This is a genomic window from Acinetobacter sp. LF10, from assembly GCF_048585715.1.
In the GTDB taxonomy this organism is placed as follows: domain Bacteria; phylum Pseudomonadota; class Gammaproteobacteria; order Pseudomonadales; family Moraxellaceae; genus Acinetobacter.
Genome location: NZ_CP184160.1, coordinates 1,391,933 through 1,416,337 on the forward strand (window position 1 = coordinate 1,391,933; position 24,405 = coordinate 1,416,337).

General features: G+C 37.9%; 20 protein-coding genes. 12 read left to right on the forward strand and 8 right to left on the reverse strand.

All coding sequences use genetic code 11. The features are described 5' to 3' along the window. Positions 1-357 precede the first annotated feature (357 nt). The 4 genes from ACN19N_RS06655 to ACN19N_RS06670 all read left to right on the forward strand — a co-directional run bounded on the left by ACN19N_RS06655 (position 358) and on the right by ACN19N_RS06670 (position 4,024). The gene (locus ACN19N_RS06655) at positions 358-729 is read left to right on the forward strand and encodes a hypothetical protein (RefSeq protein WP_269230175.1); all 372 of its coding nucleotides are present in this window, start codon (positions 358-360) and stop codon (positions 727-729) included. Between the two features lie 119 nt (positions 730-848). Then, positions 849-1,865 (forward strand): aspartate carbamoyltransferase catalytic subunit, encoded by a 1,017-nt coding sequence (locus ACN19N_RS06660; protein ID WP_004662590.1) that lies wholly within the window; start codon positions 849-851, stop codon positions 1,863-1,865. Positions 1,866-1,877: 12 nt separating this feature from the next. Then, positions 1,878-3,110, forward strand: a complete 1,233-nt coding sequence (locus ACN19N_RS06665; RefSeq protein ID WP_420002248.1) for a dihydroorotase — start codon at positions 1,878-1,880, stop codon at positions 3,108-3,110. A gap of 131 nt (positions 3,111-3,241) precedes the next feature. After that, positions 3,242-4,024 (forward strand): Rossmann-like and DUF2520 domain-containing protein, encoded by a 783-nt coding sequence (locus tag ACN19N_RS06670; RefSeq protein WP_420002249.1) that lies wholly within the window; start codon positions 3,242-3,244, stop codon positions 4,022-4,024. A 184-nt stretch (positions 4,025-4,208) separates the two neighbouring features. On the opposite strand, the gene ACN19N_RS06675 is transcribed toward ACN19N_RS06670, so the two are convergent. Together ACN19N_RS06675 and trmB are read right to left on the reverse strand one after the other, a co-directional pair. Continuing rightward, positions 4,209-4,568, reverse strand: a complete 360-nt coding sequence (locus ACN19N_RS06675; protein WP_046738100.1) for a hypothetical protein — start codon at positions 4,566-4,568, stop codon at positions 4,209-4,211. A gap of 365 nt (positions 4,569-4,933) precedes the next feature. Then, positions 4,934-5,650: a tRNA (guanosine(46)-N7)-methyltransferase TrmB gene (gene trmB, locus ACN19N_RS06680; RefSeq protein ID WP_269230178.1), complete on the reverse strand. Its 717-nt coding sequence runs from the start codon at positions 5,648-5,650 to the stop codon at positions 4,934-4,936. Positions 5,651-5,834: 184 nt separating this feature from the next. Here trmB and ACN19N_RS06685 point away from each other — a divergent pair, with 184 nt between their 5' ends. Then, a complete protein-coding gene (locus tag ACN19N_RS06685; protein WP_269230179.1) occupies positions 5,835-8,300 on the forward strand; it encodes an ExeM/NucH family extracellular endonuclease in 2,466 nt (821 codons plus the stop codon). A 239-nt stretch (positions 8,301-8,539) separates the two neighbouring features. After that, the gene (locus tag ACN19N_RS06690) at positions 8,540-9,151 is read left to right on the forward strand and encodes a glutathione binding-like protein (RefSeq protein ID WP_004662579.1); all 612 of its coding nucleotides are present in this window, start codon (positions 8,540-8,542) and stop codon (positions 9,149-9,151) included. Between the two features lie 55 nt (positions 9,152-9,206). On the opposite strand, the gene ACN19N_RS06695 is transcribed toward ACN19N_RS06690, so the two are convergent. Both ACN19N_RS06695 and ahpF read right to left on the reverse strand, forming a co-directional pair. After that, positions 9,207-9,551, reverse strand: coding sequence for a hypothetical protein (locus ACN19N_RS06695; RefSeq protein WP_269230180.1), 345 nt, complete (start codon positions 9,549-9,551; stop codon positions 9,207-9,209). A gap of 159 nt (positions 9,552-9,710) precedes the next feature. Continuing rightward, positions 9,711-11,276 carry an alkyl hydroperoxide reductase subunit F gene (gene ahpF, locus ACN19N_RS06700; protein WP_420002250.1) on the reverse strand — a complete coding sequence of 522 codons (1,566 nt, stop codon included), beginning with the start codon at positions 11,274-11,276 and terminating at the stop codon, positions 9,711-9,713. A 231-nt stretch (positions 11,277-11,507) separates the two neighbouring features. Here ahpF and ACN19N_RS06705 point away from each other — a divergent pair, with 231 nt between their 5' ends. Together ACN19N_RS06705 and ACN19N_RS06710 are read left to right on the forward strand one after the other, a co-directional pair. Then, positions 11,508-11,726 carry a DUF1653 domain-containing protein gene (locus tag ACN19N_RS06705; protein WP_004662574.1) on the forward strand — a complete coding sequence of 73 codons (219 nt, stop codon included), beginning with the start codon at positions 11,508-11,510 and terminating at the stop codon, positions 11,724-11,726. 38 nt (positions 11,727-11,764) lie between these two features. Further along, a complete protein-coding gene (locus tag ACN19N_RS06710; protein WP_269239484.1) occupies positions 11,765-12,352 on the forward strand; it encodes an O-methyltransferase in 588 nt (195 codons plus the stop codon). Here ACN19N_RS06710 and ACN19N_RS06715 read toward each other — a convergent pair. Then, the gene (locus ACN19N_RS06715; protein ID WP_269239485.1) at positions 12,329-13,378 is read right to left on the reverse strand and encodes a helix-turn-helix domain-containing protein; all 1,050 of its coding nucleotides are present in this window, start codon (positions 13,376-13,378) and stop codon (positions 12,329-12,331) included. The two genes, ACN19N_RS06710 and ACN19N_RS06715, sit on opposite strands and share 24 nt — an antisense overlap. A gap of 122 nt (positions 13,379-13,500) precedes the next feature. Between ACN19N_RS06715 and ACN19N_RS06720 the strand changes: the two genes are divergently transcribed. Next, positions 13,501-14,700, forward strand: coding sequence for an alkane 1-monooxygenase (locus ACN19N_RS06720; RefSeq protein ID WP_420002251.1), 1,200 nt, complete (start codon positions 13,501-13,503; stop codon positions 14,698-14,700). A gap of 46 nt (positions 14,701-14,746) precedes the next feature. On the opposite strand, the gene ACN19N_RS06725 is transcribed toward ACN19N_RS06720, so the two are convergent. Then, on the reverse strand, positions 14,747-14,959 hold the full coding sequence (locus ACN19N_RS06725) for a KTSC domain-containing protein (RefSeq protein WP_420002252.1): 213 nt from the start codon (positions 14,957-14,959) through the stop codon (positions 14,747-14,749). A 253-nt stretch (positions 14,960-15,212) separates the two neighbouring features. Continuing rightward, positions 15,213-15,776, reverse strand: coding sequence for an alkyl hydroperoxide reductase subunit C (gene ahpC, locus ACN19N_RS06730; protein WP_004662563.1), 564 nt, complete (start codon positions 15,774-15,776; stop codon positions 15,213-15,215). 499 nt (positions 15,777-16,275) lie between these two features. Between ahpC and ACN19N_RS06735 the strand changes: the two genes are divergently transcribed. From ACN19N_RS06735 to ACN19N_RS06745, 3 genes are all read left to right on the forward strand, one after another. Beyond that, positions 16,276-17,436, forward strand: a complete 1,161-nt coding sequence (locus ACN19N_RS06735; protein WP_269230185.1) for a sterol desaturase family protein — start codon at positions 16,276-16,278, stop codon at positions 17,434-17,436. A 113-nt stretch (positions 17,437-17,549) separates the two neighbouring features. Then, entirely contained in the window at positions 17,550-21,404 is a 3,855-nt protein-coding gene (hrpA, locus tag ACN19N_RS06740) for an ATP-dependent RNA helicase HrpA (RefSeq protein ID WP_420002253.1), read from the forward strand. Between the two features lie 46 nt (positions 21,405-21,450). Continuing rightward, positions 21,451-22,557 (forward strand): beta-ketoacyl-ACP synthase III, encoded by a 1,107-nt coding sequence (locus ACN19N_RS06745; protein ID WP_420002254.1) that lies wholly within the window; start codon positions 21,451-21,453, stop codon positions 22,555-22,557. Between the two features lie 67 nt (positions 22,558-22,624). On the opposite strand, the gene ACN19N_RS06750 is transcribed toward ACN19N_RS06745, so the two are convergent. Next, positions 22,625-24,328: a DUF4394 domain-containing protein gene (locus tag ACN19N_RS06750; protein ID WP_420002255.1), complete on the reverse strand. Its 1,704-nt coding sequence runs from the start codon at positions 24,326-24,328 to the stop codon at positions 22,625-22,627. Between the last annotated feature and the right edge of the window lie 77 nt (positions 24,329-24,405).

Genomic DNA, 24,405 nt, shown 5'->3' on the forward strand with positions numbered 1-24,405 from the left:
AGGAATTTTAAAATTTATTTACATCAAACTGGACTCTCAAACCCCAAAATAAAGTGAATTGTTCTGTATAAATTTTTTAATTATTGCCTTTGTTCACAGAATTGGCAGCCTGCCGATCAATCGGATTAAAACTTTTGTGCTGTATTTGATGTGTCCGATTTTCTTTTCAAAGTGTATTCACAGCATAGGTATTGGATGTGAATCGTGGGAATGTTTATCCATTTTTTCTTATATAGACTCAGAGTATCATGATGTAAAGAAAATAATTTTTTGAATATATTTGAATAGTTGGTACATGTTTTGCTTCTCTCTAAGCGGATGATCAACAAACACTTCTCCCAACGATGTGAGGACGTTATGAAAGCAAATATGAACCATGAACTTGTACTAAATGCCGAAGCTTTTTCTGTTGCAACTCAAATGTACGTGCGATTAAGACGAGTGTCTGGTCGAGTTATTGATGTTATGTATTTAGTCCACGATAAAGATTATGCAAAGTATGTCGTAGAAATCGCATTAGCAACTGAAGATACAGAGTTAGAACGTTATGCTGCACGCTTAGGTTCTTTAATTGATTTATACCCTGAGCCAATTTTGGCCCTTGATGAAGCTAAAGATGATTCAATCAATACGATGATTGATGATTTGGATACATATTCCTCAGAAGTAACTGATGAGGAAATTTACAAAGCGCAAGTTGCTCATCACTATATTGGTGCATTACGTTAATTCATTATGTTGCAACTCCCTAATTAATTGCAACATAATGGTGAAAAGTTGTTCTGCGAAAGTAGAGAAATTGGGCTACACTATGCAAGTTTTGGTGATTCGACCTATAGGAATCTTTTATGCATATTGCAGCCCTGCATCAACCAAGTCAGGTTCAATTGAATCAACAAGGAAATTTAAAGCACTTCTTAACCATTGAAGGTCTTTCTAAAGAAAGCCTGACCAAGATTTTAGATACCGCACAAAGTTTTTTAGACGATAATAATAATTTGATTAACCGTCCGTTATTAGAAGGGCTGACGGTCATGAATCTGTTCTTCGAAAACTCTACTCGAACTCGCACTACATTTGAGGCAGCTGCAAAACGGTTGTCTGCAAATGTTCTGAATATCGATATTGCACGTTCAAGTACCTCTAAAGGTGAAACTTTACGTGATACGCTTTGGAATTTGGAAGCGATGGCTGCGGATATTTTCGTAGTTCGTCATTCATCTTCTGGGGCAGCGCATTTTATTGCCAAAGATGTTTGTCCTAAAGTGGCAATTATCAATGCAGGTGATGGACGCCACGCGCATCCGACTCAAGCAATGCTCGATATGTTGACGATCCGTCGTGAAACCAAAAAGCCATTTGAAGCGCTTAGTGTTGCCATTATTGGTGATATTAAGCATTCACGTGTAGCACGTTCCAATGTGGCTGCTTTACAAACATTAGGTTGCAAAGATATTCGCGTGATTGCACCAAATACGCTATTACCAGTTGGTTTTAATGAATATGGCGAAAATGTACGCCTGTTTAATAAAATGGATGCAGGCGTGACAGACTGTGATGTGATTATTGCATTGCGAATTCAAAATGAGCGTATTGATTCACCTGCATTATCTTCACAATCTGAATTCTACAAAATGTATGGTCTAAACAAAGAACGCTTGGCGCTCGCTAAACCTGATTGTATCGTTATGCATCCTGGTCCAATGAACCGTGGTGTTGAAATTGATTCAAGTGTTGCGGATGGAGATCAATCGGTTATTTTGAAACAAGTCACCAACGGTATTGCAGTACGAATGGCGGTACTGGCACTTGCAATGCAAGGGCAGTTACAGGAACAAGGTTTAATTGAAGCGATTGCACTTTAAAGGATAGATCACATGAGTATTGTAAAAGTTGAAAATGTCCGTGTGCTCGATCCAATTAAAAAAACTGATCAAGTTCAAACGGTTTATATTAAGAATGGTAAATTGGTCGATAGCACAGATCAAATTGATGAAACGATTGACGGTCAAGGTAAATGGTTAATGCCAACCATGGTTGACTTGTGTGCACGCTTACGTGAGCCAGGGCAACAACAACATGGGACATTAAAGTCAGAAGGTAAAGCTGCGCGTGCGAATGGTATTTTGCATGTCATTACTCCACCAGACTCAAAGCCAATCGTACAAGATAATGGCGCACTCATTCATGGTCTGATTGAAAAGGCACAATTAGATGGCGGTATTTATCTACATATTATCGGTGCACAAACTCAAGGCTTAAATGGGAAGCAACCAGCGAATATGGCAGGCTTAAAGAAAGGTGGTTGTACTGCCGTTTCCAATGCCAATGCCGCATTTGAAAATGATGATGTTGTGATTCGTACTCTTGAGTATGCTGCTGGTTTGGATTTGACCGTTGTCTTTTATGCCGAAGAGCCACAGCTTGCAAAAGATGGTTGTGCGCACGAAGGTTTTATCGCTTCTCGTCAAGGTTTACCAATGATTCCTGCGATTGCGGAAACAGTTGCCATTGCTAAATACCTTTTGATGATTGAAGCAACAGGTGTGAAAGCACATTTTGGTTTATTGTCTTGTGGTGCGTCAGTTGATTTGATTCGCGCAGCTAAAGCCAAAGGTTTGCCAGTCACTGCAGATGTTGCGATGCACCAATTACATTTGACTGAACAACTCACTGACGGTTTTAACTCACTTGCGCATGTTCGCCCACCATTACGTTCTGAGCAAGATAAGGCATTGTTACGTCAAGGTGTGAAAGAAGGCGTGATAGATGCAATTTGTACTCATCATGAACCATTAAGTAGTTCAGCAAAAATGGCACCTTTTGCAGAAACGCAACCAGGAATAACGGCTTTTGATACTTATGTCGCTTTGGGTCTGCAACTGATTCAAGAAAGTCTGTTTGGACCATTAGAATGGGTTGAAAAAGTGACTTCAATTCCAGCGCAAGTTGCAAATATGACTGAACGTTGGCAGCAAGAAGCCGGTTGGGTATTGGTTGATCCAGAACTAGAGTGGGTAGTATCAAAAGAGACAATTTTATCTCAAGGTAAAAATACACCTTTGCTAGGCCAGACTTTGAAAGGTAAAGCAGTACAGACATTCATCTAAACTTTGTTGCTGAGCAGAATAGGTTTTGTGACTTATTCTGCTTAACTTTTTAGTAAGCTAATTCATTATTAGAAATTTTCCGTAAATAATTTAATAATGAATAGCTTTGCTTGTATATAGGTCGAATAAAAATGAGAATTACATTTATTGGTGCAGGGCGCGTTGCTTATCATTTAGCAAAAGTACTACATCCTGATCACCAGATTGTACAAGTTTTTAGTCGTGATTTAGAAAAAGCAAATCGTTTAGCATCTTTAGTTGAAGCCACTGGGATTAATCATTTTGATCAATTAAACTCCAATACTGATCTCGTTATTATTGCCATATCAGACCAATCCATACCTGATGTTATTCAGGAAATTAATCATTATTTGCAGCAAGCATTAATTGTTCATACCTCAGGAAGTACCAGTTTAGAGGTGCTTTCAAAAGTACATGAGAGATCTGGCGTATTTTATCCCTTACAAACTTTTAGTCATGAGCGTGCGATTGATTGGGCGGAAACACCTATGTTTGTCGAGGCAGTTCGTTACAATGACTTGGAGTTGCTCGCTTCATTAGCGCATAGTCTGACTCCGAAGGTTTATCAATATAGTTCTCAACAACGCCAGACATTACACATGGCTGCTGTTTTTGCATGTAATTTTAGCAATTACTGTTATGATCTTTCTAAACAAATTGTTGATGAGCAACAGGTTGATTTTTCTTTACTTTATCCATTGATTTTAGAAACCGCTCAAAAAGCAACGATCAATAATCCTAAAGAAATGCAAACAGGTCCTGCAATGCGTGGTGATGAAAATATTTTAAAAATGCATCAACAATTATTAGAAAAGAATTCAGGAAGCGATCTTGTTGATGTTTATAAACTTCTAAGTGAAAGTATTATGAAAAGACATTTACACGGAAAATAATGATAGGGAAACCATTTCATTTTATTTGTGATGGACAAAATTTGAATGATTTTTAATATCTAAAGATGTTAGAACATCATGTATTTGTATTTTAGAAAATCGAGCGATTATCTATAAATACATTGAGCTGATACAATGTTTTAAATATCAGCTTAGAAAGAATGTAAATATGCCTTAAGCTTAATCAATTTTTCTGTTTAAAACGATGTTTACATTTGAGGCAAAGATAGTCTTGGAAAATATTCTTGTCGATCGCCACACCTGCTTTTTTCCCAAAAATATTACCTACGATTCCTCCAGTAATTCCGACACTAATTGCACCTACAAATGTTCCAATAGTCCCACCCACAATGACGCCTAATGGACCTGCTACAGTACCAATCGTTGCACCAACTGATGCACCTGTTGCAGCTCCACCCACTGTTCCAGCAGTAGTTCCAGCCGCAGTCATTAGAACTCCGCCTGTTGTTTTTAGTAATTTGTTGTGATCACGTACTTCGATTTCTGTAGAACCACATTTGGGGCATTGCAGTGTTTTTTCCATAAAACCAACCTATCTTCATCATTGAGTTAAATCATTACAGTGAATAGCACTCATTGTTTATGAAACGATAATTTCTTAAAGGGATGTAAAAATTAACGATTTCTCATTTTAGCTAAATATGGGTAAAAAATATTTATAGATCATGTAAATAGAAGAGCTTAAATTTGATCAGATTTGATTTTATAAAGTGAGTTCGATAATAACGGTTTTAGAGATATCGTTTTTATCGTCTATGGACACCAGAGAGCATTCAGTTTTTTGTTCTTTTAAGATTTGAAAAAACTAATATGAGTAAGCCAATAAGAGATAAATAGCATTAAATAAATAATATTTAATGCTATTTGTATTTGAAATTTTACGAGTCACTACTTAATTTTTTTAAAAATAAAGTCATTGATCTTGTGACCAGATTCGAGACCACGACGTTCGAATTTAGTTACTGGACGCCATTCAGGGCGAGGGTAGCTATTGCCTTTACCTGCTAGATTTTCTAGATTAGGACGATGATCTAAAACGTCAAGCATCCATTCTGCGTATGGCTCCCAATCAGTAGCAGCATGGAAAGTGCCTCCAAGCTCTAACTTTTGTTCAACCAGTTGCATACGCTCGTGAATCACAAAACGACGTTTAAAGTGACGTTTTTTCTGCCATGGGTCTGGGAAGTACAGTTGCACACAGTTAATGCTATTGTCTGGCATTTCACGTAGTACTTGGATCGCATCTGCATCGAGTACAAACAAGTTCTTTAAACCAGCCATACCGACTTCATACACACATTGTGCGATACCAGGAATATGCACTTCAATCCCGACAAAGTTACGCTCAGGATTTGCCTTTGCCATTAACATTAAAGAACGACCCATACCAAAGCCGATTTCGACTGTTAATGGGCGCTCAGGGTGTTCAAAGTGTTGACGTAAATCACCAACAGGATATTCCAAAATTAAATCACGATAATCTTCTAAAGCAGTACGTTGTGAAGTATTGAGCGGAGCTGAACGACGCATAAACGTCACAATTTCACGGTGCTCTGGCAAATTGTCGAGTTCCGTAATTTGCGTTTCTAACTGATCGTTTGACATGATTCTGGAGATATAAAGATAGAAATGCCGTATTTTAAGTGTTCAGGTGGTCAAGTCAAATGTTTAAATGACTTTATTTAAGGGTTCATTTTTTTGATTGCCTAAAACTTGTAAAAAAATCTTCATATCGTTGTCACACAGATTGAATAGCCTAATGTCGATTTGAACATTAAGTAAAAAATTTATGAAAAACTTTAAATTCCATTCGATTGCAGTTTGTTTAGGATTGTTGGGTGCATCTTCGATATTTTCTGTGGCACATGCGCAGCTTATGTTTAGCCAGTATATTGATGGCAATAGCAATAAAAAGGGATTAGAAATTTATAATCCAGATGCGACATCGGTTAACTTGGCTGATTATGAGATCCAACAGTTTAATAATGGCACGACGTTGAAGCCTTTAGTTTTTCCTTTGAATGGGAACCTGAAAAGTAAGGGGCGCTTTCTAGTTGGACATGCTGCATTACAAACTGAGCTAGGTGATAAGGTTAATCAAGTCGCTGGATTTACGTTTAATGGTGATGATGCAATATTATTAGTTTATAAAGGCAAAGTGATTGATCGTTTTGGACGATTAGGTGAACAACCTACATCAGGCGGTTGGGGAACAACTACTATCAGTAAAGCGAATAGTTTTACTCGCTTGCAAACGGTCAATCCTGTAACTGAAATTGATCCAACCACAGCATTTGATTTAGATGGTTCATGGCGTGCATGGAAGGATCGGAATGATTTTTCAAATATAACAGGTTCAGCAACAACACCTCCTGTCAGTGAAACAGTGAGTTGCTCTAGTACGGACACAGCGATTGCAGATTTAAATAATAAAGCAACTCAAGGGCAAAACTATACGCTCCGCGGTGTGATCACTGCTGATTATCGTTATGAAAATGGTTTTTCTGGCTTCTATATTCAAACTGTTGATAGCAAAGCTAAACCAAACGTGAGTAATGCGATTTTTGTTTATATTCCAGCGAGTAGCTCTGTTAAAGGTGGGCAAGTTGGGGATGAAGTGATCTTACGAGGACGTTTGACTGCGTATCAAAACCAATTACAGATTGATCAGTTACAGCAAAATATTTTGACCTGTAATAGCAATATGGCAAGCCAGGTACAGCCAAAAAGTGTTGATTTACCGTTTAATAGTTTGACTGAATTAACTGTAAATTCACCACAACTTTATCAAGGAATGTTGGTAAAACTACCACAAACTTTAACCATCAGTGAAAATTATAATTATGGTCGCTTTGGTGAGCTGTCACTGAGTAAGGAGCGATTATTTATTCCAACAAACTTATATCCACCTTTATCTGCTGAGGCAAAAGCATTAGCACAGAAAAACTTATTATCGAAGATTATTTTAGATGATGGTTATAACAATCAAAACAGAACGCCTTGGTTGCCGCAGAGCTTCAGTGCAACAAATAGTTTGCGCTCTGGTGATCAGCTTAAGAACATTGAAGGGATTTTAGAATATCGTTTTAATGGTTGGCGCATTCAGCCTATTCAGGGGCGTAATCTCCCAGAATTGGTCGCTAAAACACCATCAAGACCAAATGTCGCCACTAAAGATACGCAGTTGATTCGTGCAGCAGCATTTAATGTCTTAAATTATGATAATGGTAAAACAGGTTTCCCTACTGAACGTGGTGCAACGAGCCAAGCTGAGTTTGATAAACAACATCGTAAAATTATCAAAGCATTAAAAGCAATTGATGCCGATGTATACGGTTTGATGGAAATTGCAAACAATGGCTATGATAAAAATAGTGCAATTGCATATTTAACCCAAGCTTTAGGCGCTGATTGGAAATATGTAGTTCCTGAAAATCAGGATCGTTTAGGAACAGATGTGATTGCTGTTGCCATTATTTATAACAGCAAACGTATAAAACCTGTGAACAAGCCAGTTGTACTTGATTTAGGTGATAAGAATAGATCGACGATTGCGCAAACTTTTCAACCGCTTTCTGGAAAGCAAATGTTCACGATTATTCCTAATCACTTGAAATCTAAAGGATGTACAGGTGTTGACACGAATACAACAGACGCTGATCAAAAAGATGGGCAGGGTTGTTGGAACCCGACACGTGTGAAAGCTGTTCAACAGCTCGTTCAATGGATGGCAAAAAATCCAACTCAAGTAGAAAAGCCAAACATCTTAGTTTTAGGGGATATGAATAGTTATGCCAAAGAAGATCCGATTCAGGTGTTTGAAAAGGCAAATTACAAAGTTCTATTAAATGACAAAGTTGTAGGGCAAGGTGAGCAGGCTTATAGCTATGTATTTGGTGTATCAAGTAATACGGAAGGCTATGGTGGCGCAGGCAATTTAGATCACGCAATTGCAGATGCAAATTTATATAGTAAAGTAAAAAAAGCATTTACTTGGCATATCAATGCAGATGAACCAACAGTCTTAGATTACAACGAAGAATATAAAACCGATGCACAAAAAGCATTATTTTTCTCAGAAGATGCTTATCGCTCTTCAGATCATGATCCTGTAATTGTTGATCTTGATATGAGTGATGTCGAGAATAAACCTTCACCGTCAAATACTTCATCGGGGAGTTTTGGATGGTTATCGATCTTAGGTCTTTTGGGTCTTGCAAGTTTTTCCAAGCGCTCAAGAAAAGATAAAGTGTGATCTATGCAAAAAAGAGGAGGATAGAAGTAATCTATTCTCCTCAAAAAATGATCTATTTGAGCAGGATATATACGATGATAATAAAAAGTTGACATAAGACTACTTGCAAAATCATGTAATTTCACTAATAGTCAGATCATTCAGTATTTTTTACTTTTTTTGACAAATTTGTGGAAACACATTTTGCAAATTAAGGTAAAGCATTTTAGAACATAAGCGTTAGATAACAAGGATCAATTATGAAGTTGTATTATTCGCCTGGTGCTTGCTCATTGGCAGCACATATTATTTTAAATGAAATAAATGTAGATTTTGACTTAGAACGCGTTGACCTAAAAACACATAAAACATCGAAAGGGGTAGATTATTATGAAATTAACCCGAAAGGTTATGTTCCAGCTTTAGAGATTAATCCTGGTTTAATCTTAACTGAGAACGTTGCCATCTTACCGTTTCTGGCACAACACGATCCTAAACAGGATTTAATTCCACCATCGGGCATGGGGCGTGCCAAAGTCCTTGAATGGTTAGGTTATTTAAATTCTGAGTTGCATGATGCTTATGCAGTTTTCTTTAGTGGTAAGTTAACTGATGATGAAAAAACCAAAGCGTATGCTGAAGTAGATCGTTTACTGAAATATATCGACAATTATTTAGCTGAATCAGAATATGATTATTTAGTGGATGATAATTTTGGTCCAGCAGATGCATATTTATTTGTACTTACAAATTGGTCAAATCATATTGAACATGACTTAACACCTTATATTCATATTATCGCTTTGCGTAATAAAGTGGCCGAACGTCAGTCGGTACAAATTGCAATGCGTGATGAAGGATTACTCGGTTAGTTTTCTCTGCATTAAAAAAGCCTCTGTGATCAGAGGCTTTTTTATAATCAAAAGATTATTGTTGAGCTTTTTCTTTTACATCAGCAGCGCCGTTTTCAACTGCACCAGCAACTTTAGCAGTTGCATCACGTGCAGCGGCTTCAGTTTTTGCAGCAGCTTCAGCAGTTGCATTCGCAGTATGATCAGCAGCAGCATCAATTTGATCAGCAGCAGTATCTACCGCAGTAGCAACATTGCTCGCAGCAGAATCAGCAGCATTTTTTACATCAGCACTCGCTTGATCAGCGGCATGTTCTAAGTGTTCGCCAGTAGTTGCCCCAGTTTCAGGCGCTTTATCTTTATTACAGCCTACAAGTGCAACAGTAGCAGCGAGACCTAATGCAACAAGTAATTTATTCATTTTCATGTTTCCTTTTCTTTGTGGCATCCAATAGGTATGGATAGCGAAAATATAAACATAAACTGTATGAATAATAAAGTTGAAAATTTGTTGATAACTTGTAAAAACACGCACTTACATTTTTGAAATGTAAATGCGTGCACATGTTTTTAGATTATTTTAAACATCAGAGCGAATCATATAATCAAAAGCTGCTAGAGAAGCTTTGGCACCTTCACCTGTGGCAATGATGATTTGCTTGTACGGCACGGTGGTACAGTCCCCCGCAGCAAACACACCTTTGACATTGGTTTCATTTCGATCATTGATCACAATCTCACCACGATTGCTGAGTTCAACCGCACTGTTCTTCAAGAAATCGGTGTTTGGTAATAAACCAATTTGTACAAAGATTCCTGCAAGCTCAACTGTATGCTCAACATCAGTCGCACGATCTTTATATTTCAACGCCGTCACTTGTGAACCATCACCGACCACTTCAGTACTAAGCGCATTCAAAATCACAGTAGTATTTGGCAAGCTATTTAACTTGTCTTGCAACACTTGGTCAGCGCGAAGCTTGGTATCAAACTCCACCAAAGTCACATGCTCAACAATGCCTGCAAGGTCAATCGCTGCTTCTACACCAGAGTTACCACCACCAATCACCGCAACACGCTTGCCTTTGAAGAGTGGGCCATCACAGTGCGGGCAGTACGCCACACCACGAGTACGGTATTCTGCTTCACCCGGTACATTCATTTCTCTCCAACGTGCGCCTGTTGAAAGAATAATGGTTTTAGATTCAAGCTTAGCCCCATTTTCCAATTCAACTTCAACCAGACCATTGGCCGTTTGATCTGCACCTGTGATCTTGCTGACACGTTGCAAATTCATGATGTCCACGCCATATTCACGAACATGCGCTTCCATATCTTGAGCAAACTTCGGACCTACCGTTTTTTGTACTGTCGTGAAGTTCTCAATGTCCATGGTATCCATGACCTGACCACCAAAACGTTCAGCCACGATACCTGTTTTGATGCCTTTACGTGCTGCGTAGATCGCCGCTGTACCACCTGCAGGACCACCACCAATCACCAATACATCAAAAGCCTCTTTCGCATTGAGAAGAGCTGCATCTTTCTCTGCTGAGTTAGTATCTAACTTCGCCACGATTTCTTCCAAAGTCATACGACCTTGTCCAATATGTTCATTGTCTTGGAACAGCATCGGTACAGCCAAGATTTTACGTTCCTCAACTTCTTCTTGGAAAAAACCACCATCAATCATGGTCGCAGTTGCATTCGGGTTATAGATTGCAATTAAATTTAAGGCTTGAACCACATCTGGACAGTTATGGCAGCTTAAAGATACAAACACATCAAAGTTTGATTTTAAGTTTAAACCTTTGATCTGAGTTAATACTTCATCAGAGACTTTAGGGGCATAGCCTGACACTTGTAATAAAGCCAAGATCAAAGAAGTAAACTCATGTCCCATCGGTAAACCAGCAAAGAACACACGTGGTTGTTCACCTGCTTTAGCCACACCGAAACTCGGACGGCGAGCGTTTGAACCGTCAAAACGTGCCGTGACTTGATCAGAAAGTTCTGCAATTTCAGTCACAAGTTCTTTGATCTTTGCGGCTTTGTCTGATTCATCTAAAGCTGCAACTAACTCGATTGGACTTTCTAAACGTTCTAAGTAAGCTTTTAATTGCGTTTTAATATTTTGATCTAACATGTATTTCTCCAAATTCTAAGCAGTTCAAATCAGCTAAATTCATTCAATGAAGCTATAGTACGCAAAATGTATAAATAGGTAAAACAGTTTGTTTTTATAAATTTAATCGGATTTTTGAATTTTAATATATATTTGTGGAACTTTTGTGCGTACATGAGCATAAAAATTTGAATCAAATAGAACTTGTTATATAACTGCAATTATTTCATGGCATATATAAGGAAGCAGAAAATGGTATTACAACGTGGTATTTATCAACACTACAAGGGTCAAATTTATCAGGTATTTAATGTTGCTCGACATAGTGAAACTGAGGAACAACTTGTTGTATATCAGTGTTTATATGGTGATTATTCAATGTGGGTGCGTCCATTATCAATGTTTGTTGAAACAGTTGAACTTGAAGATGGGCAAGTTATTCCACGTTTTAAATTAATACAAGCGACTTAAATTTGACCTTTTGCTTTTGAGCATTACGGAGACAAGACATGACGAGCACCGTTTTTTTACAACGTATTGCTGATTTATATGATGAATTTAAGCAACATGATGCTCGGCAGTCTGATCGTTTAAGACGTTACCGAAATATTGAAGCAGAATCTGCTAAGTTACTTGGGATGTTAGTACGTACTCAGCAATCAAAGCAGATTCTAGAAATTGGAACATCGACAGGATATTCAACCTTATGGTTGGCTGAAGCTGCAAAATCGGTCGGAGGTAAAGTTCAAACCCTAGAGATCAATGCTTTCCGTAGTGCTCAAGCCAAGAAATATGCTGAAGAATTTGGATTAGAGAGTTTTATTGATTTTTGGGTGGGCGATGCCTCAGATTATTTGGCACAAGCAACTGAATCCTATGATCTAATTTTATTAGATGCAGAGCGTGGCTGTTATGTGAGTTATTGGAATGATTTAAAACGTCTATTGCAGTTCTCGGGTAATACTTTAATCGTAGATAATGTGATTTCGCATGCTGCTGAGGTCAAAGATTTTCTTGAGTTGATCAAAGCAGATGAAAACTATATGAGTACCATTTTGCCTGTTGGTGCTGGTCTATGTATGGTCGTCCTGAAGTAAGGGCATCTGATTTTGATATTTTAGGCGATAGCTTTGTGGGCTACAACCAATAATTTTATTAAATGCACGGGTAAAGTTGGCAGGGTTCGAGTAGCCTAATTCATAAGCAATATGGGTGATGGTAAACTTGGAATTCTTTAATAAATCAATGGCCCGCTCGGTGCTAATCTGCTGCTTTAAATTTTGAAATTCAACTCCTTGTTGCTGCAAATAACGTTGTAAAGTTTTGGTGGAAATATTTAGAACTTTAGCGCATTCAGTTAATGTTGGAATCTGATTGGCTTGTCTTAACATCATGCTGACCCATTCAACAATTTCACCTTGATGATAAATTTTCTGAATCTGTTCCTGACAACGTTGTTCAACCACTTTTAGGCTATGAGCATCCGCCAAAGGTAATGGCAGTGCCAGTTGTTGCTGATCAATAACAACGCGTATACCTGATATCCATGTGTAATTAAAATGAAAATTTGCTTTAACGAGATGTATATAGCGTTCAGCATAAACAGGCTCGGGTATACTTAAATAAATTTGGTAACGTTGTAATTGTTGTCCTGCAAGTTCTAATAAGCTGTAATAAAATCCAACGGCAATTGCTTCAATATGAAATGCTAAACATTGCTTATTCATTTGCAAGATGGGTTCAAGTAATAACTCAACCTTATGTTGATGAGTTGGAAATTGAATCGATAGCTTAAAGCTCGGCATAATTAGCCGAAAATATTGTGCGATTAATCTCAAAGCATGTTCTAAATTTGGACTGGTCATTAATGCATATCCAACCAAACTATGCGAACTGAGTTTTAGATTTTTACCGAGTTCAAAAGCCAAATCTTCTGTATTTGGTAGGCTCAGGCCAAGTGCAATAAATTGTTCAATTTGTTGAATTGATAAAAGCTCAGTTTTAGAGAGTTCGTTATGAAATGCGTTTAATACCTCATTATCATATTGATGAGTACCAATCAGAATTTCGATCAACCGCAAATAATAACGAGACGGAATAACAGGGATTTGCTGTTTTTGCACAATAAAAATCCAGTAAAGTCTTAAAATGATAATATCAAGTCTTAAAATGATAATATAGAGTGACTGTAAAAGAACACAATCAATTCAAGCAAAACTTTTTGTGTTTGATTGAGGAGTTTCTAATGAATATGCATACTCAACTGGATGTAGAGCAAGCAACAACAACTTTTAAAGATAAAAAACGTCACTTGTGGTTATTGGGTTTGGCTGTACCGACTATTGCAATGAGTGGTTTAGCGGGTTATCAATTTGGACCGAAAAAAACCAAAAAATTCTTTGCCTCTTTTGGCCCATTATTTATTCATGGTGTTATTCCTGCATTGGATAAGTTAATTGGCGAGGACACAGAAAATCCACCACTTGATGCGATTGCAGATTTAGAAGCTGATCCATATTATTCTCGAATTGTTAAACTTTTTATTCCATTACAATATGCGACCAATATTTACGGCACTTACTTGGCAAGCCGTAAAGGTACATCACTTGCAGATCAAGCGTTATTGGGTACGTTGGTGGGGATGGTGAATGGTATTGCCATCAATACGGCGCATGAATTGAGCCATAAAGGCGGTCGTCTCGAACATTATTTATCACATTTGGCATTAGCTCCATCGGGCTATAATCATTTCCGTATTGAGCATCCATATGGTCATCACCGTCGTGTTGCAACGCCAGAAGATCCGGCATCATCTCGACTTGGTGAAACTTTCTGGAAATTTTTACCTCGTACAGTGATTGGTAGTTTCAAATCAGCGATTGAAATTGAGAAAAATCGTTTAGAACGTAAAAAATTGCCATTCTTCTGTAAAGAGAATGAATTGATTCATGGTTGGGCGATGTCTGCCGTATACCATGCTGCTATGTTTAGCAAATTTGGAGTGCGTTCAGTACCATTCCAAGTGACACAGGCTGCCTATGCGATTACTTTGTTTGAATCGGTAAATTATATTGAGCATTATGGTTTAAAACGTGAAAAGAAAGCCAATGGTCAATATGAGCGTACTTTACCTGAACATAGTTGGAACAATAACAATGTAGTGACTAACTTGTTCTTGTATCAATTACAGCGTCACTCAGATCATCATGCAAATCCAACACGTAGCTTCCAGACTTTACGTCATTTTGAAGATGCACCGCAATTACCAGCAGGTTATGGAGCGATGATTTTGCCAGCCTTTATTCCTTCATGGTGGTCAAAAATTATGGATGATCGAGTTGTAGAGCATTACAAAGGGAATATGGAGAAAATTAATATTCATCCAGACGCAAAAGAAAAAATATTAGAGAAGTATGCTGAACAAGCTGAAGTCGAAGCTGCTTAATAAATTTAAATAAAAAAACCAGCCTTAATATAGGCTGGTTTTTTATTTATGAGGCTAAAAGATAAAGTCGTTTAAAGTGAAGATCAAACTCAAGGTATTTATTAACAAATGCGGTCTTATCCGAGGTGCGTAGTAAATTATTATAAATAAACTCTGGAACAGGGTGATAAAGCTCGGCAGTGCCATTGCTATAGAAAATTTTTAAATAACGTGAAGAAATATCATATTTCCAAGAGGTTACAACAACAGTTTTTTCCATATATTTGCCCCCATTTCAGTTTGATCATTTAGTACATACAAAAAACTCTTTATGTTTCATAATTTGACATTACTCCATGTAATGCAGGCTGACAATTGATAAATGAATTTCGCTATAAATTTATAAGTATAAGAATTGTAAAAAATTTAATATTGAATTGAGATCGACGTATCGTAAAAAGTGACCAAATGACAAATAAAAAGAAACCACTCTTTTTAGAGTGGTTTCTTTTCAACATTGTTAAATCTAAAAATTAGATTTTACCAACGAGGTCGATCGATGGAGCAAGCGTTGCTTCACCTTCTTTCCATTTTGCTGGGCAAACTTCGCCTGGGTGGCTTGCTACGAATTGAGCAGCTTTAAGTTTACGTAAAGTTTCTGATACATCACGCGCAATTGCATTGTCATGAATTTCAGCAGTTTTAATCACGCCTTCAGGATTGATGATGAACGTACCACGTAAAGCTAAACCAGCTTCTTCAATATGCACATCAAAAGCACGTGTTAATTGATGCGTAGGGTCGCCAACTAATGGGAATTGAGCTTTACCTACAGCAGGAGAAGTCTCGTGCCATACTTTATGAGAGAAGTGAGTGTCAGTTGTTACGATATAAACTTCTGCACCAGCTTTTTTGAATTCTTCGTAGTTCTCAGCAGCATCTTCAACTTCAGTTGGGCAGTTAAAAGTAAATGCAGCTGGCATGAAAATAAGAACAGACCATTTGCCTTTAAGATCAGCATCAGTTACTTGAATGAATTCACCGTTACGGAATGCATCAGCTTTAAATGGTTTAACTTCAGTATTAATTAAGCTCATCATTGTCTCCATGATTGAGGTTTTATTGAGAGGCTATGCCTTACTTGTTTACGAGGTCAAGAATAAATAATTTTTAGTTATTGGGGAAATAGTATTTTTACATGACTAAAATCGGAAAATTGAATGAATCAATATAAAACGATTTTCACCCTAAGATATAAGCCTATTTGACTCCAACAAGATGAAGCAAATATGACGAATACCTAAAACTAACTTGCATAACAACATGCAGTCGATAGTATTAAAATTCAAGGGTAAAATTGAAAAAATCTAAAAAATATAGAGAAAACCAAGATATAGATTTAAGCACACGATAATTGTAATACGATGTTTTTATCGAACTGAGAGCTTATATTGTTTGTTTTCTGAGCTTGTATTAAATATTTGATCACTTTAGAATCCGCTAAATTTGATGGATGCTCAAATTTTTTTATTTGAGAAAAACGAAAATTTTAGCTCGGAAATTTACATTCTCGGGTATACAGTGAAATCTATAAAAATGACTGATCAATTAAGACAAAAATTCGAAAATTTAGAGTTGAATGCAGGCTTAGGTAAAATTAGTGCTTTTATTTCAATGTCCTTGGGTTTGTTAGCTATTTTTGGGGCTTTGTGTTTTATGTTCCCGTCGGTACTGACTATGCCTGAACTACGTCCTATTTATGCCAAACATTATGATATTTTTTATTTCAGTTTGATGTTTGGTATTACGCTGAGTGCTGGTTTTGGGATTTTTAGTGCGTTATTTCGACAAAATCGTTATGGTTTTTATGGCTTATGTTTTGCTGTTGTGGCAGCAGTTTTAGGCTGTGGATTAATTAAAGCGCCAACCTTACCCAACCTACCTTTTTACGCAGGTATTGATTATTTCATTTTAACCCTAGTGCTCTTGGCTCTTATCTTCATTCCACTTGAGGGGTTCTTTGCTAAAAATCCTGATCAAAAAATCTTAAGGGTAGGTTGGGTGACGGATATGAAATATTTCATGTTGAGTCATATCGGAATTCAATTGTTCACCTTTTTGACAGTGATGCCGATTCAATACTGGATTACCCACTTACCCAATAATCCAATCGTACCTTTTGTGCAAGCTCAGCCAATTTGGTTGCAGTTTATTGAGTTATTGATTGTGGTTGATTTCGTCGTGTACTGGTTGCACCGAGCGATGCATGAAATAGATCTATTATGGCGTTTCCATGCGATACATCATTCCACCGAGTATATGGATTGGTTGGCATCTTCACGACTGCACATCGTAGAAGTACTAATGACGCGCTTTATTGCCACCTTACCTATTTTCCTACTGGGCTTTCATACATCGGCTGTGTTTGCTTATCTTGTTTTTATTTCGTTTCATGCCATTTTTATTCATTCAAATGTACGTTTTCGTTTTCCATATTTGCGCTGGCTAATTGCAACTCCTGAGTTTCATCATTGGCACCATTCTTCAGAGAAGCCTGCGATTGATAAAAACTATGCTGCTTTTATTCCAATCTATGATGTGATCTTTAAAAGTGTATACATGCCAAATCATCTTGCGAGTGTTTACGGCACAGTTGGTTATAAGATACCGAATAGTTTTGTTAAACAATTCACATGGCCATTTAAAAAGTATATAAAGCGTTTGCGTCAACATTTTGATCATTCATCTAAATCATAAGCATAAAGACACAACTGCATGAATATTCTGAACAGATTGATGCAGTTTCTTTGCATAGCAACGTTTTAAGGCGTAAAATAGCTGATTATTTTTATTGTTAGGAAAGCTGTTCAGTGCAGAGTCATTTAAATGTAGATCAATGGGTTATGGCACGTGACCGTCACCGTTTAAATCGACTGCGCAAAGATAAAAAAACAGAAACAGCGGAAATAGAAAAACTTTTTCAACAGTCAAATGACAAAGTCAAACAACGCTTAGCGCGTATTCCCCAAATTAAGCTCAATCAAGATTTACCTGTTACTCAGTATGCAGATCGTTTGATTGCCGCAATACAAAAACATCAAGTGATTATTGTGGCGGGTGAAACTGGTTCGGGTAAAACCACGCAGTTACCACAAATTGCCATGCTTGCTGGTCGTGGTCTCACTGGGATGATTGGGCATACTCAGCCGCGACGTTTAGCTGCTCGAAGTGTCTCACAACGTATTGCAGAAGAGGTTGGGCAGAAACTGGGCGAGGCGATTGGCTTTAAAATCCGTTTTAATGAGCAGGGGTCACAAGATTCTATCGTGCGTTTGATGACGGATGGTATTTTGCTGGCTGAGCTGACGAACGACCGCTTCCTTTCAAAATACGATACTATCATTATTGATGAAGCCCATGAACGTTCACTGAATATTGATTTCATCATGGGTTATCTCAAACAGTTGTTACCAAAGCGTCCTGATTTAAAAGTAATCGTGACGTCGGCGACTTTAGATGTAAATCGTTTTAGCCAATACTTTAATGATGCACCGATTTTTGAAGTAGAAGGGCGTAGCTTCCCTGTTGAAGTACGTTATCGTCCAATTTCGGAACTCAGTATTATTGGTAGTGATGATGATGAGTTTGATGATTTTGAAGAGAACTTACCACGTGCTGTGGTACAAGCAGTTGAAGAGTGTTTTGCCGATGCTGAGGGTAAAGGGCATCCAGAACATGCTGATATCTTGATTTTTGCCAGTACAGAGCAAGAAATCCGAGAATTACAAGAAACACTGCAAAAATATGGTCCTCGTCATACTGAAGTGTTGCCTTTGTATGCACGTTTGGCACTCGCCGAGCAGCAAAAGATTTTCAGTCCAAGCGGCAAAGGTCGCCGTATTATTATTGCAACCAACGTTGCTGAAACAGCATTAACCGTTCCTAATATTCGTTATGTGATCGATAGCGGTTTTGCCCGTATTTCACGTTATAACTACCGTTCACGTGTGCAGCGCTTACCGATTGAAGCGATTTCACAGGCAGCAGCCAATCAGCGTAAAGGTCGTTGTGGCCGTATTGCTGCGGGTGTTTGTATTCGTTTATACAGTGAAGAGGATTTTTTAAGTCGTCCTGAATTTACCGAACCAGAGATCAAACGAACTAACTTAGCTTCTGTTATTTTGCAGATGCAAAGTCTTGGTTTAGGTAGTTTAGAAGATTTTGACTTTATTGAGCCGCCTGATTTCCGTTTGGTGAATGATGGGCGCAAGCTTTTGATTGAGTTGGGTGCATTAAGCGAACGTAAAAATGATTTAACTAAAGTGGGTCAAATGATGGCACGCATGCCGATTGATCCACGATTAGCTCGTATGCTGATTGGTGGCGCTCATTTTGGTGTACTGAAAGAAACTTTAATTATTGTCAGTGCCTTGGCGATTCAAGATCCACGAGAACGACCTGCCGATAAACAAATGCAGGCTGATCAGAAGCATGCTTTATTCAAAGAAGCAGATTCAGACTTTTTATTCTATTTAAAACTTTGGAATACGCTGCAAACCAGTCCTGATACGCAGTCTGAAAACAAGCGCCGTCAATTTGCGCGTCAACATTTTTTAAGTTGGTTGCGTTTACGGGAATGGAAGCAAACTCATCAACAATTAGTTGAGTTGGCTGAAGGATTAAAGCTAAGCTTTAATGAAAAGGCAGCCAATTACGAAAATTTACATCGAGCATTATTAACAGGTTTACTTTCATTTATCGCCAATAAAACCGATGAACGTAATACTTTTATGGCGGTACGTCAGCAGAAAGCCAAGGTATTTCCTGCTAGTACGCTGCATAAGACCAATACTGCTTGGGTGATGGCATTTGAGATGGTGGAGACTTCTCAAGTGTATTTACGCACTTTGGCAAAAATTGATCCTGAATGGATTTTATTAGCTGCACGTGACCTATTGAAATATCACTATTTCGAACCACATTGGTCGAAAAAAGCAGGCATTGTGAATGCCTATGCGCAAATTTCATTGTTTGGTTTAATTATTGAACCAAAACGTATGGTGAATTTTGAAAAAGTGGATCAAGCCGCGGCACATGAAATCTTTTTACGGGATGCCTTAACGACTGGTAATTTGGGTATTACGCCACCGTTTTTAAAGCACAATTTATTGAAGCTTGAAGAAGTTGAGCGTGTTGAAGATAAATTGCGTCGTCGTGATTTAGTGGTCGATGAAGAAACTATTTATCAATTTTATGCTGAAAAAGTGCCAGAGGAAATTGCCAGCCGCAGTAGTTTTGAAGATTGGCGTGCAACAGTAGAGCCAGATCATCCGCGTTATCTTTTTGTAGAAGATGATGCCTTATGGATGAATGATCGGCCAACCACACAGCAATTCCCAGATTATTTACATAATGGACAATTGCGTTTAGCTGCGAGCTATCGTTTTGATCCAAGCCATGATGAAGATGGTGCAACGGTTAAAATTCCTGTGCAGGCTTTGCCACAAGTAGATGAAAAGCAATGGTCATGGGGGATTCCTGGGTGGCGTCAGGATTTAATTGAAGCTTTGCTCAAGGCGTTGCCTAAAGATAAGCGTCGTAATTTAGTTCCGATTCCAGATACTGCGAAAAAACTGATGCAAGGTGTTGATGCAGTACATTTACGTGAGCACTTATTTAGTTATTTAGCTTTTGCTCTGCGTGGTGAGCAAATTACTGAAAAAGATTTTTCTTTTGAACGAATTGATCAATATCTCGTACCTTTTATTAAAGTTGTGGATGAAAAAGGCAAACTCATTGCGCAAGGACGTGATTTAGATGAACTCAAAGCACGTTGTCGTGTTGAAACTCATCGTCCTGTGAAGCAACAAAAGGGTGAGTTCCATACTTTCCCTGAAAATTTTGTATTTGAAGCGTCTCAAAAAGTCACTGGTGTGGTCGTAAAGCAATATCAGGCTTTGGTTCCAAGTAAAGTTTTTGCTGAACTTGATGTTAAAGATGAGTCGGGTGTAGTGATTCAAATCTTTAATGATCAAGATGAAGCAATTAAGCAACATCGTGAAGGCGTGATTCGTCTTTTACACATGCAATTGGGGGATTTAATCCGTCAATTGAAAAAACAGATTTCCAAACCATTGGCTTTGGCATATTCACCTTTAGGTGATCGGGCGAAGTTGGAACAAATGCTAGTTTATGCAACCTTACAAGTTTCAATAAAAACCTTGCCTAAAGATACAGCGGAATTTAATCAGCTAATGGTTGATGTAAAAAAGCAATTCTTGGCAGATGGCCAAAAAGTTTTAATTGATATTACTGATATTTTTACTCAATGGCAGCAAATTCGTCGCGAGTTATTGGTTTTAGATCAGGATATCTTTGGTCGAAGTGTAGATGACATAGAAGACCAACTTGATTTAATGTCATTAGGGAACTTTGTCTACAGTAAACCTGTTGAGATTTGGCAGGAATACCCACGGTTTTTAAAAGCATTACTATTGCGTTTGGATCGTTTGCCAAATAATCTACAACGTGACCTCGCTGCAATTGATGATGTCGATCCATGGATGGACAAAGTATTTAAATTTAAAAATGATCCTAAAATCAAAGAATTGTATTTGATGTTGGAAGAACTTAGAATTTCCTTGTTTTCTCAACCGATGAAAACAAAGATGCCAATTTCACCAACTAGATTGCAAAAACTATGGGATCGATTAGCAATCGGTTAAACTGAGCAATAATGAAAGTTATAAGCATTCTTTACAGGAGTTTTACATGGGCATTCGTATAACAGGTACAGGGTTATTTCACCCAACCGAATCTATTTCTAATGAAGAGTTGGTTGAAAGTTTAAATGCTTATGTAGAACAATTTAATCAAGAAAATGCTGAGCAAATTGCTGCTGGCGAGATCGAAGCATTACGTGGCTCAAGCCCAGAATTTATTGAAAAAGCGTCTGGTATCCAGCGCCGTTATGTGGTCGAAAAATCGGGTATTCTTGATCCAAAGCGCTTACGTCCACGTTTACAAGAGCGTAGTAATGATGAACTTTCACTTCAAGCGGAGTGGGGCGTCGTTGCCGCAAAACAAGCGATGGAAAATGCAGGTGTTACCGCAGAAGACATCGATGTTGTCATCTTAGCTTGTTCAAATATGCAACGTGCCTACCCAGCTGTTGCAATTGAAATTCAGTCAGCTTTGGGTATCCAAGGTTATGCTTATGACATGAATGTGGCTTGTTCTGCTGCAACATTCGGTTTGAAGCAAGCCTATGATGCAGTGAAATGTGGCGCACGCCGTGTATTATTACTCAATGTTGAAATTACCTCAGGTCATTTAGACTACCGTACTCGTGATGCACATTTCATTTTTGGTGATGTTGCAACGGCTTCAATTATCGAAGAAACTGAAACTAAATCAGGCTATGAAATCCTAGATATTCATTTGTTTACTCAGTTCTCAAATAACATTCGTAATAACTTTGGTTTCTTAAATCGTAGCGAAGATGCAGTTGTTGATGACAAGCTATTCCGTCAAGACGGTCGTAAGGTCTTTAAGGAAGTTTGTCCACTGGTTGCAAAAATCATTACTGCACAGTTAGAAAAACTTGAATTAACTCCTGAGCAAGTTAAACGTTTCTGGTTACATCAAGCCAATGCGAATATGAATGAACTCATTTTAAAACTTGTTGTGGGTAAAGAAGCTGATTTAGAACGTGCACCTATTATTTTAGATGAGTTTGCCAATACGTCTTCTGCGGGTGTAATTATTGCGATGCATCGTACAGGTGAGCAAGTGAATAATGGCGAATATGCTGTGATTTCATCATTTGGTGCTGGTTATTCTGTAGGTTCAATCATCGTGCAAAAACATATTGCATAATAATTATCTCTATTTAAATAAAAACACCACAATCAAAGTTGTGGTGTTTTTTTATGTGCTCTAAGTTCTACTTAAATAAAATTGCTAAATCAATCACTTGAGGTGTGCTATTGGTTCCGATTGTAGACGCATTTAGATTAGGTGTTCCATCCACATTAATTGCTAAACGTGCTCTTGGAGTTGTAATTGTAGTATCACTATTTAGATCAATACGATATAACACAGAGGGTCCAGAAGCACCTGAGACTGCTGCTAAAGCTAAGCCATTATCTCCACCCGCAATATCAAAGCCATTATCAGTGCCAAGATTAATACCTAGACTTCCAATTAGGCTCAGGGTGCCGTTATTAGGTGGATTCTGTTTGGTTAATGTCTTATTGGTTTGATCTAGATCAAACAATTCGGTAGCAAGTGTAGCCACAGGAGTTTTAAAACTGTTGGTATAAGCGGCTGCTGTTACTTTTGCACCTGAGGCACCATTAATATCACCATCTTTAATGGTGTCACCTGTATCTACATTGATTCGTAGATTTTGGCCTGTATTACTGATGACACGTAATCGATCCGCAGTTGGATTGAAATCAACAGCAAAGCTGGTTCCATCCAATGCAGTAAAACTACTACCTGCTGCTGGTTTTAATGTGCTTACTAAGCTTGCTAAGCCAGATTCAGGATTAATCGTGTATAAATTCGCTTTATTTGTTAATCCGTAAAGTTTACCCGAATGATCAGTTGCTGTTCTCAAACGATAGTCAATTCCCACAAATCGTTCATCAACGAGCAGACCCGTTAGTGATTTTTCAGAAACTGAGTTTGGATTATTTAAAGCAAAATTTAATAATTTATTATTGGCCGTTAAACCAAAAGCTTGTGCAGTAGAGTCAGAAGCTCTTTTCAGAGCAATTCCACGAATTCCCATGCTATTAAAGTTACTATTTAGGTCACTAGATGCAAAAATGGCATCATTGCTTGTTCCAACATTTGCTAGATTGAGTTGAAAGAATTTATAAGCACCAGTATTGAGTTTTAGCGCTGCGAAGCCGACGTTGCTGACCGGATCAATGTCTAGGCCACCACCACCATTCGTATTGATATCTGCACCTAATGCTGCTGAAACGCCAAGAGTTCCAGCATTCGCATTTTGGATATAAATTCGATCACTATTTTGATCAATACTATAGAGTTTGGTTGATCCAGTTCCTGCAAATGCATTGGTATATGCACCAGCAACAATAGTAGGGTTGCTTTCTGTTAAATTGATCGCACCATCCGTAATCGTTGCGCCAGTATCCACATTAATTCGAAGGTTTTGCCCCGTATTTGTAATAACCCTCAAACGATCTGCAACTGGATTGAAGTTCACGGTAATCAGATTTGCATCGCCTAAAATCTTAGTAAATGCTGCATTTCCATCAGTCGTATCAGTAGGATCAGCCATTAATTTTTTTATAAAAGTGGCTGAACCGGTTGCAGGATTTAAAGTATAAATATTACCTAATAATCCCACCGCATAAAGTTTTCCATCTTTCGGGCGATAATCGATTCCAACGAGTTCATCATCTGTTTGTAGACCTGTAATTTTAAGATTTGACACGATTTTATTTGGCATCATTCGATCAATTGAACTGATCATACCGTTGTTTGTTAAGATTAAAGTGTCACCTGTATTAGTATTTGTAGTTTCTGTATCGTTGTTAGAGTCATTATTACAACCCAATAATATTAGGCTACTCAGGGTTGCTGCGGTTAAAGTTAATGATCGTTTATTCATAATCGTTTATCCTGATACATATTTAAGTTATAAGAAGCTTTTGAGAAGTATTCCCTGTTATTTATTAACTGCTAGCT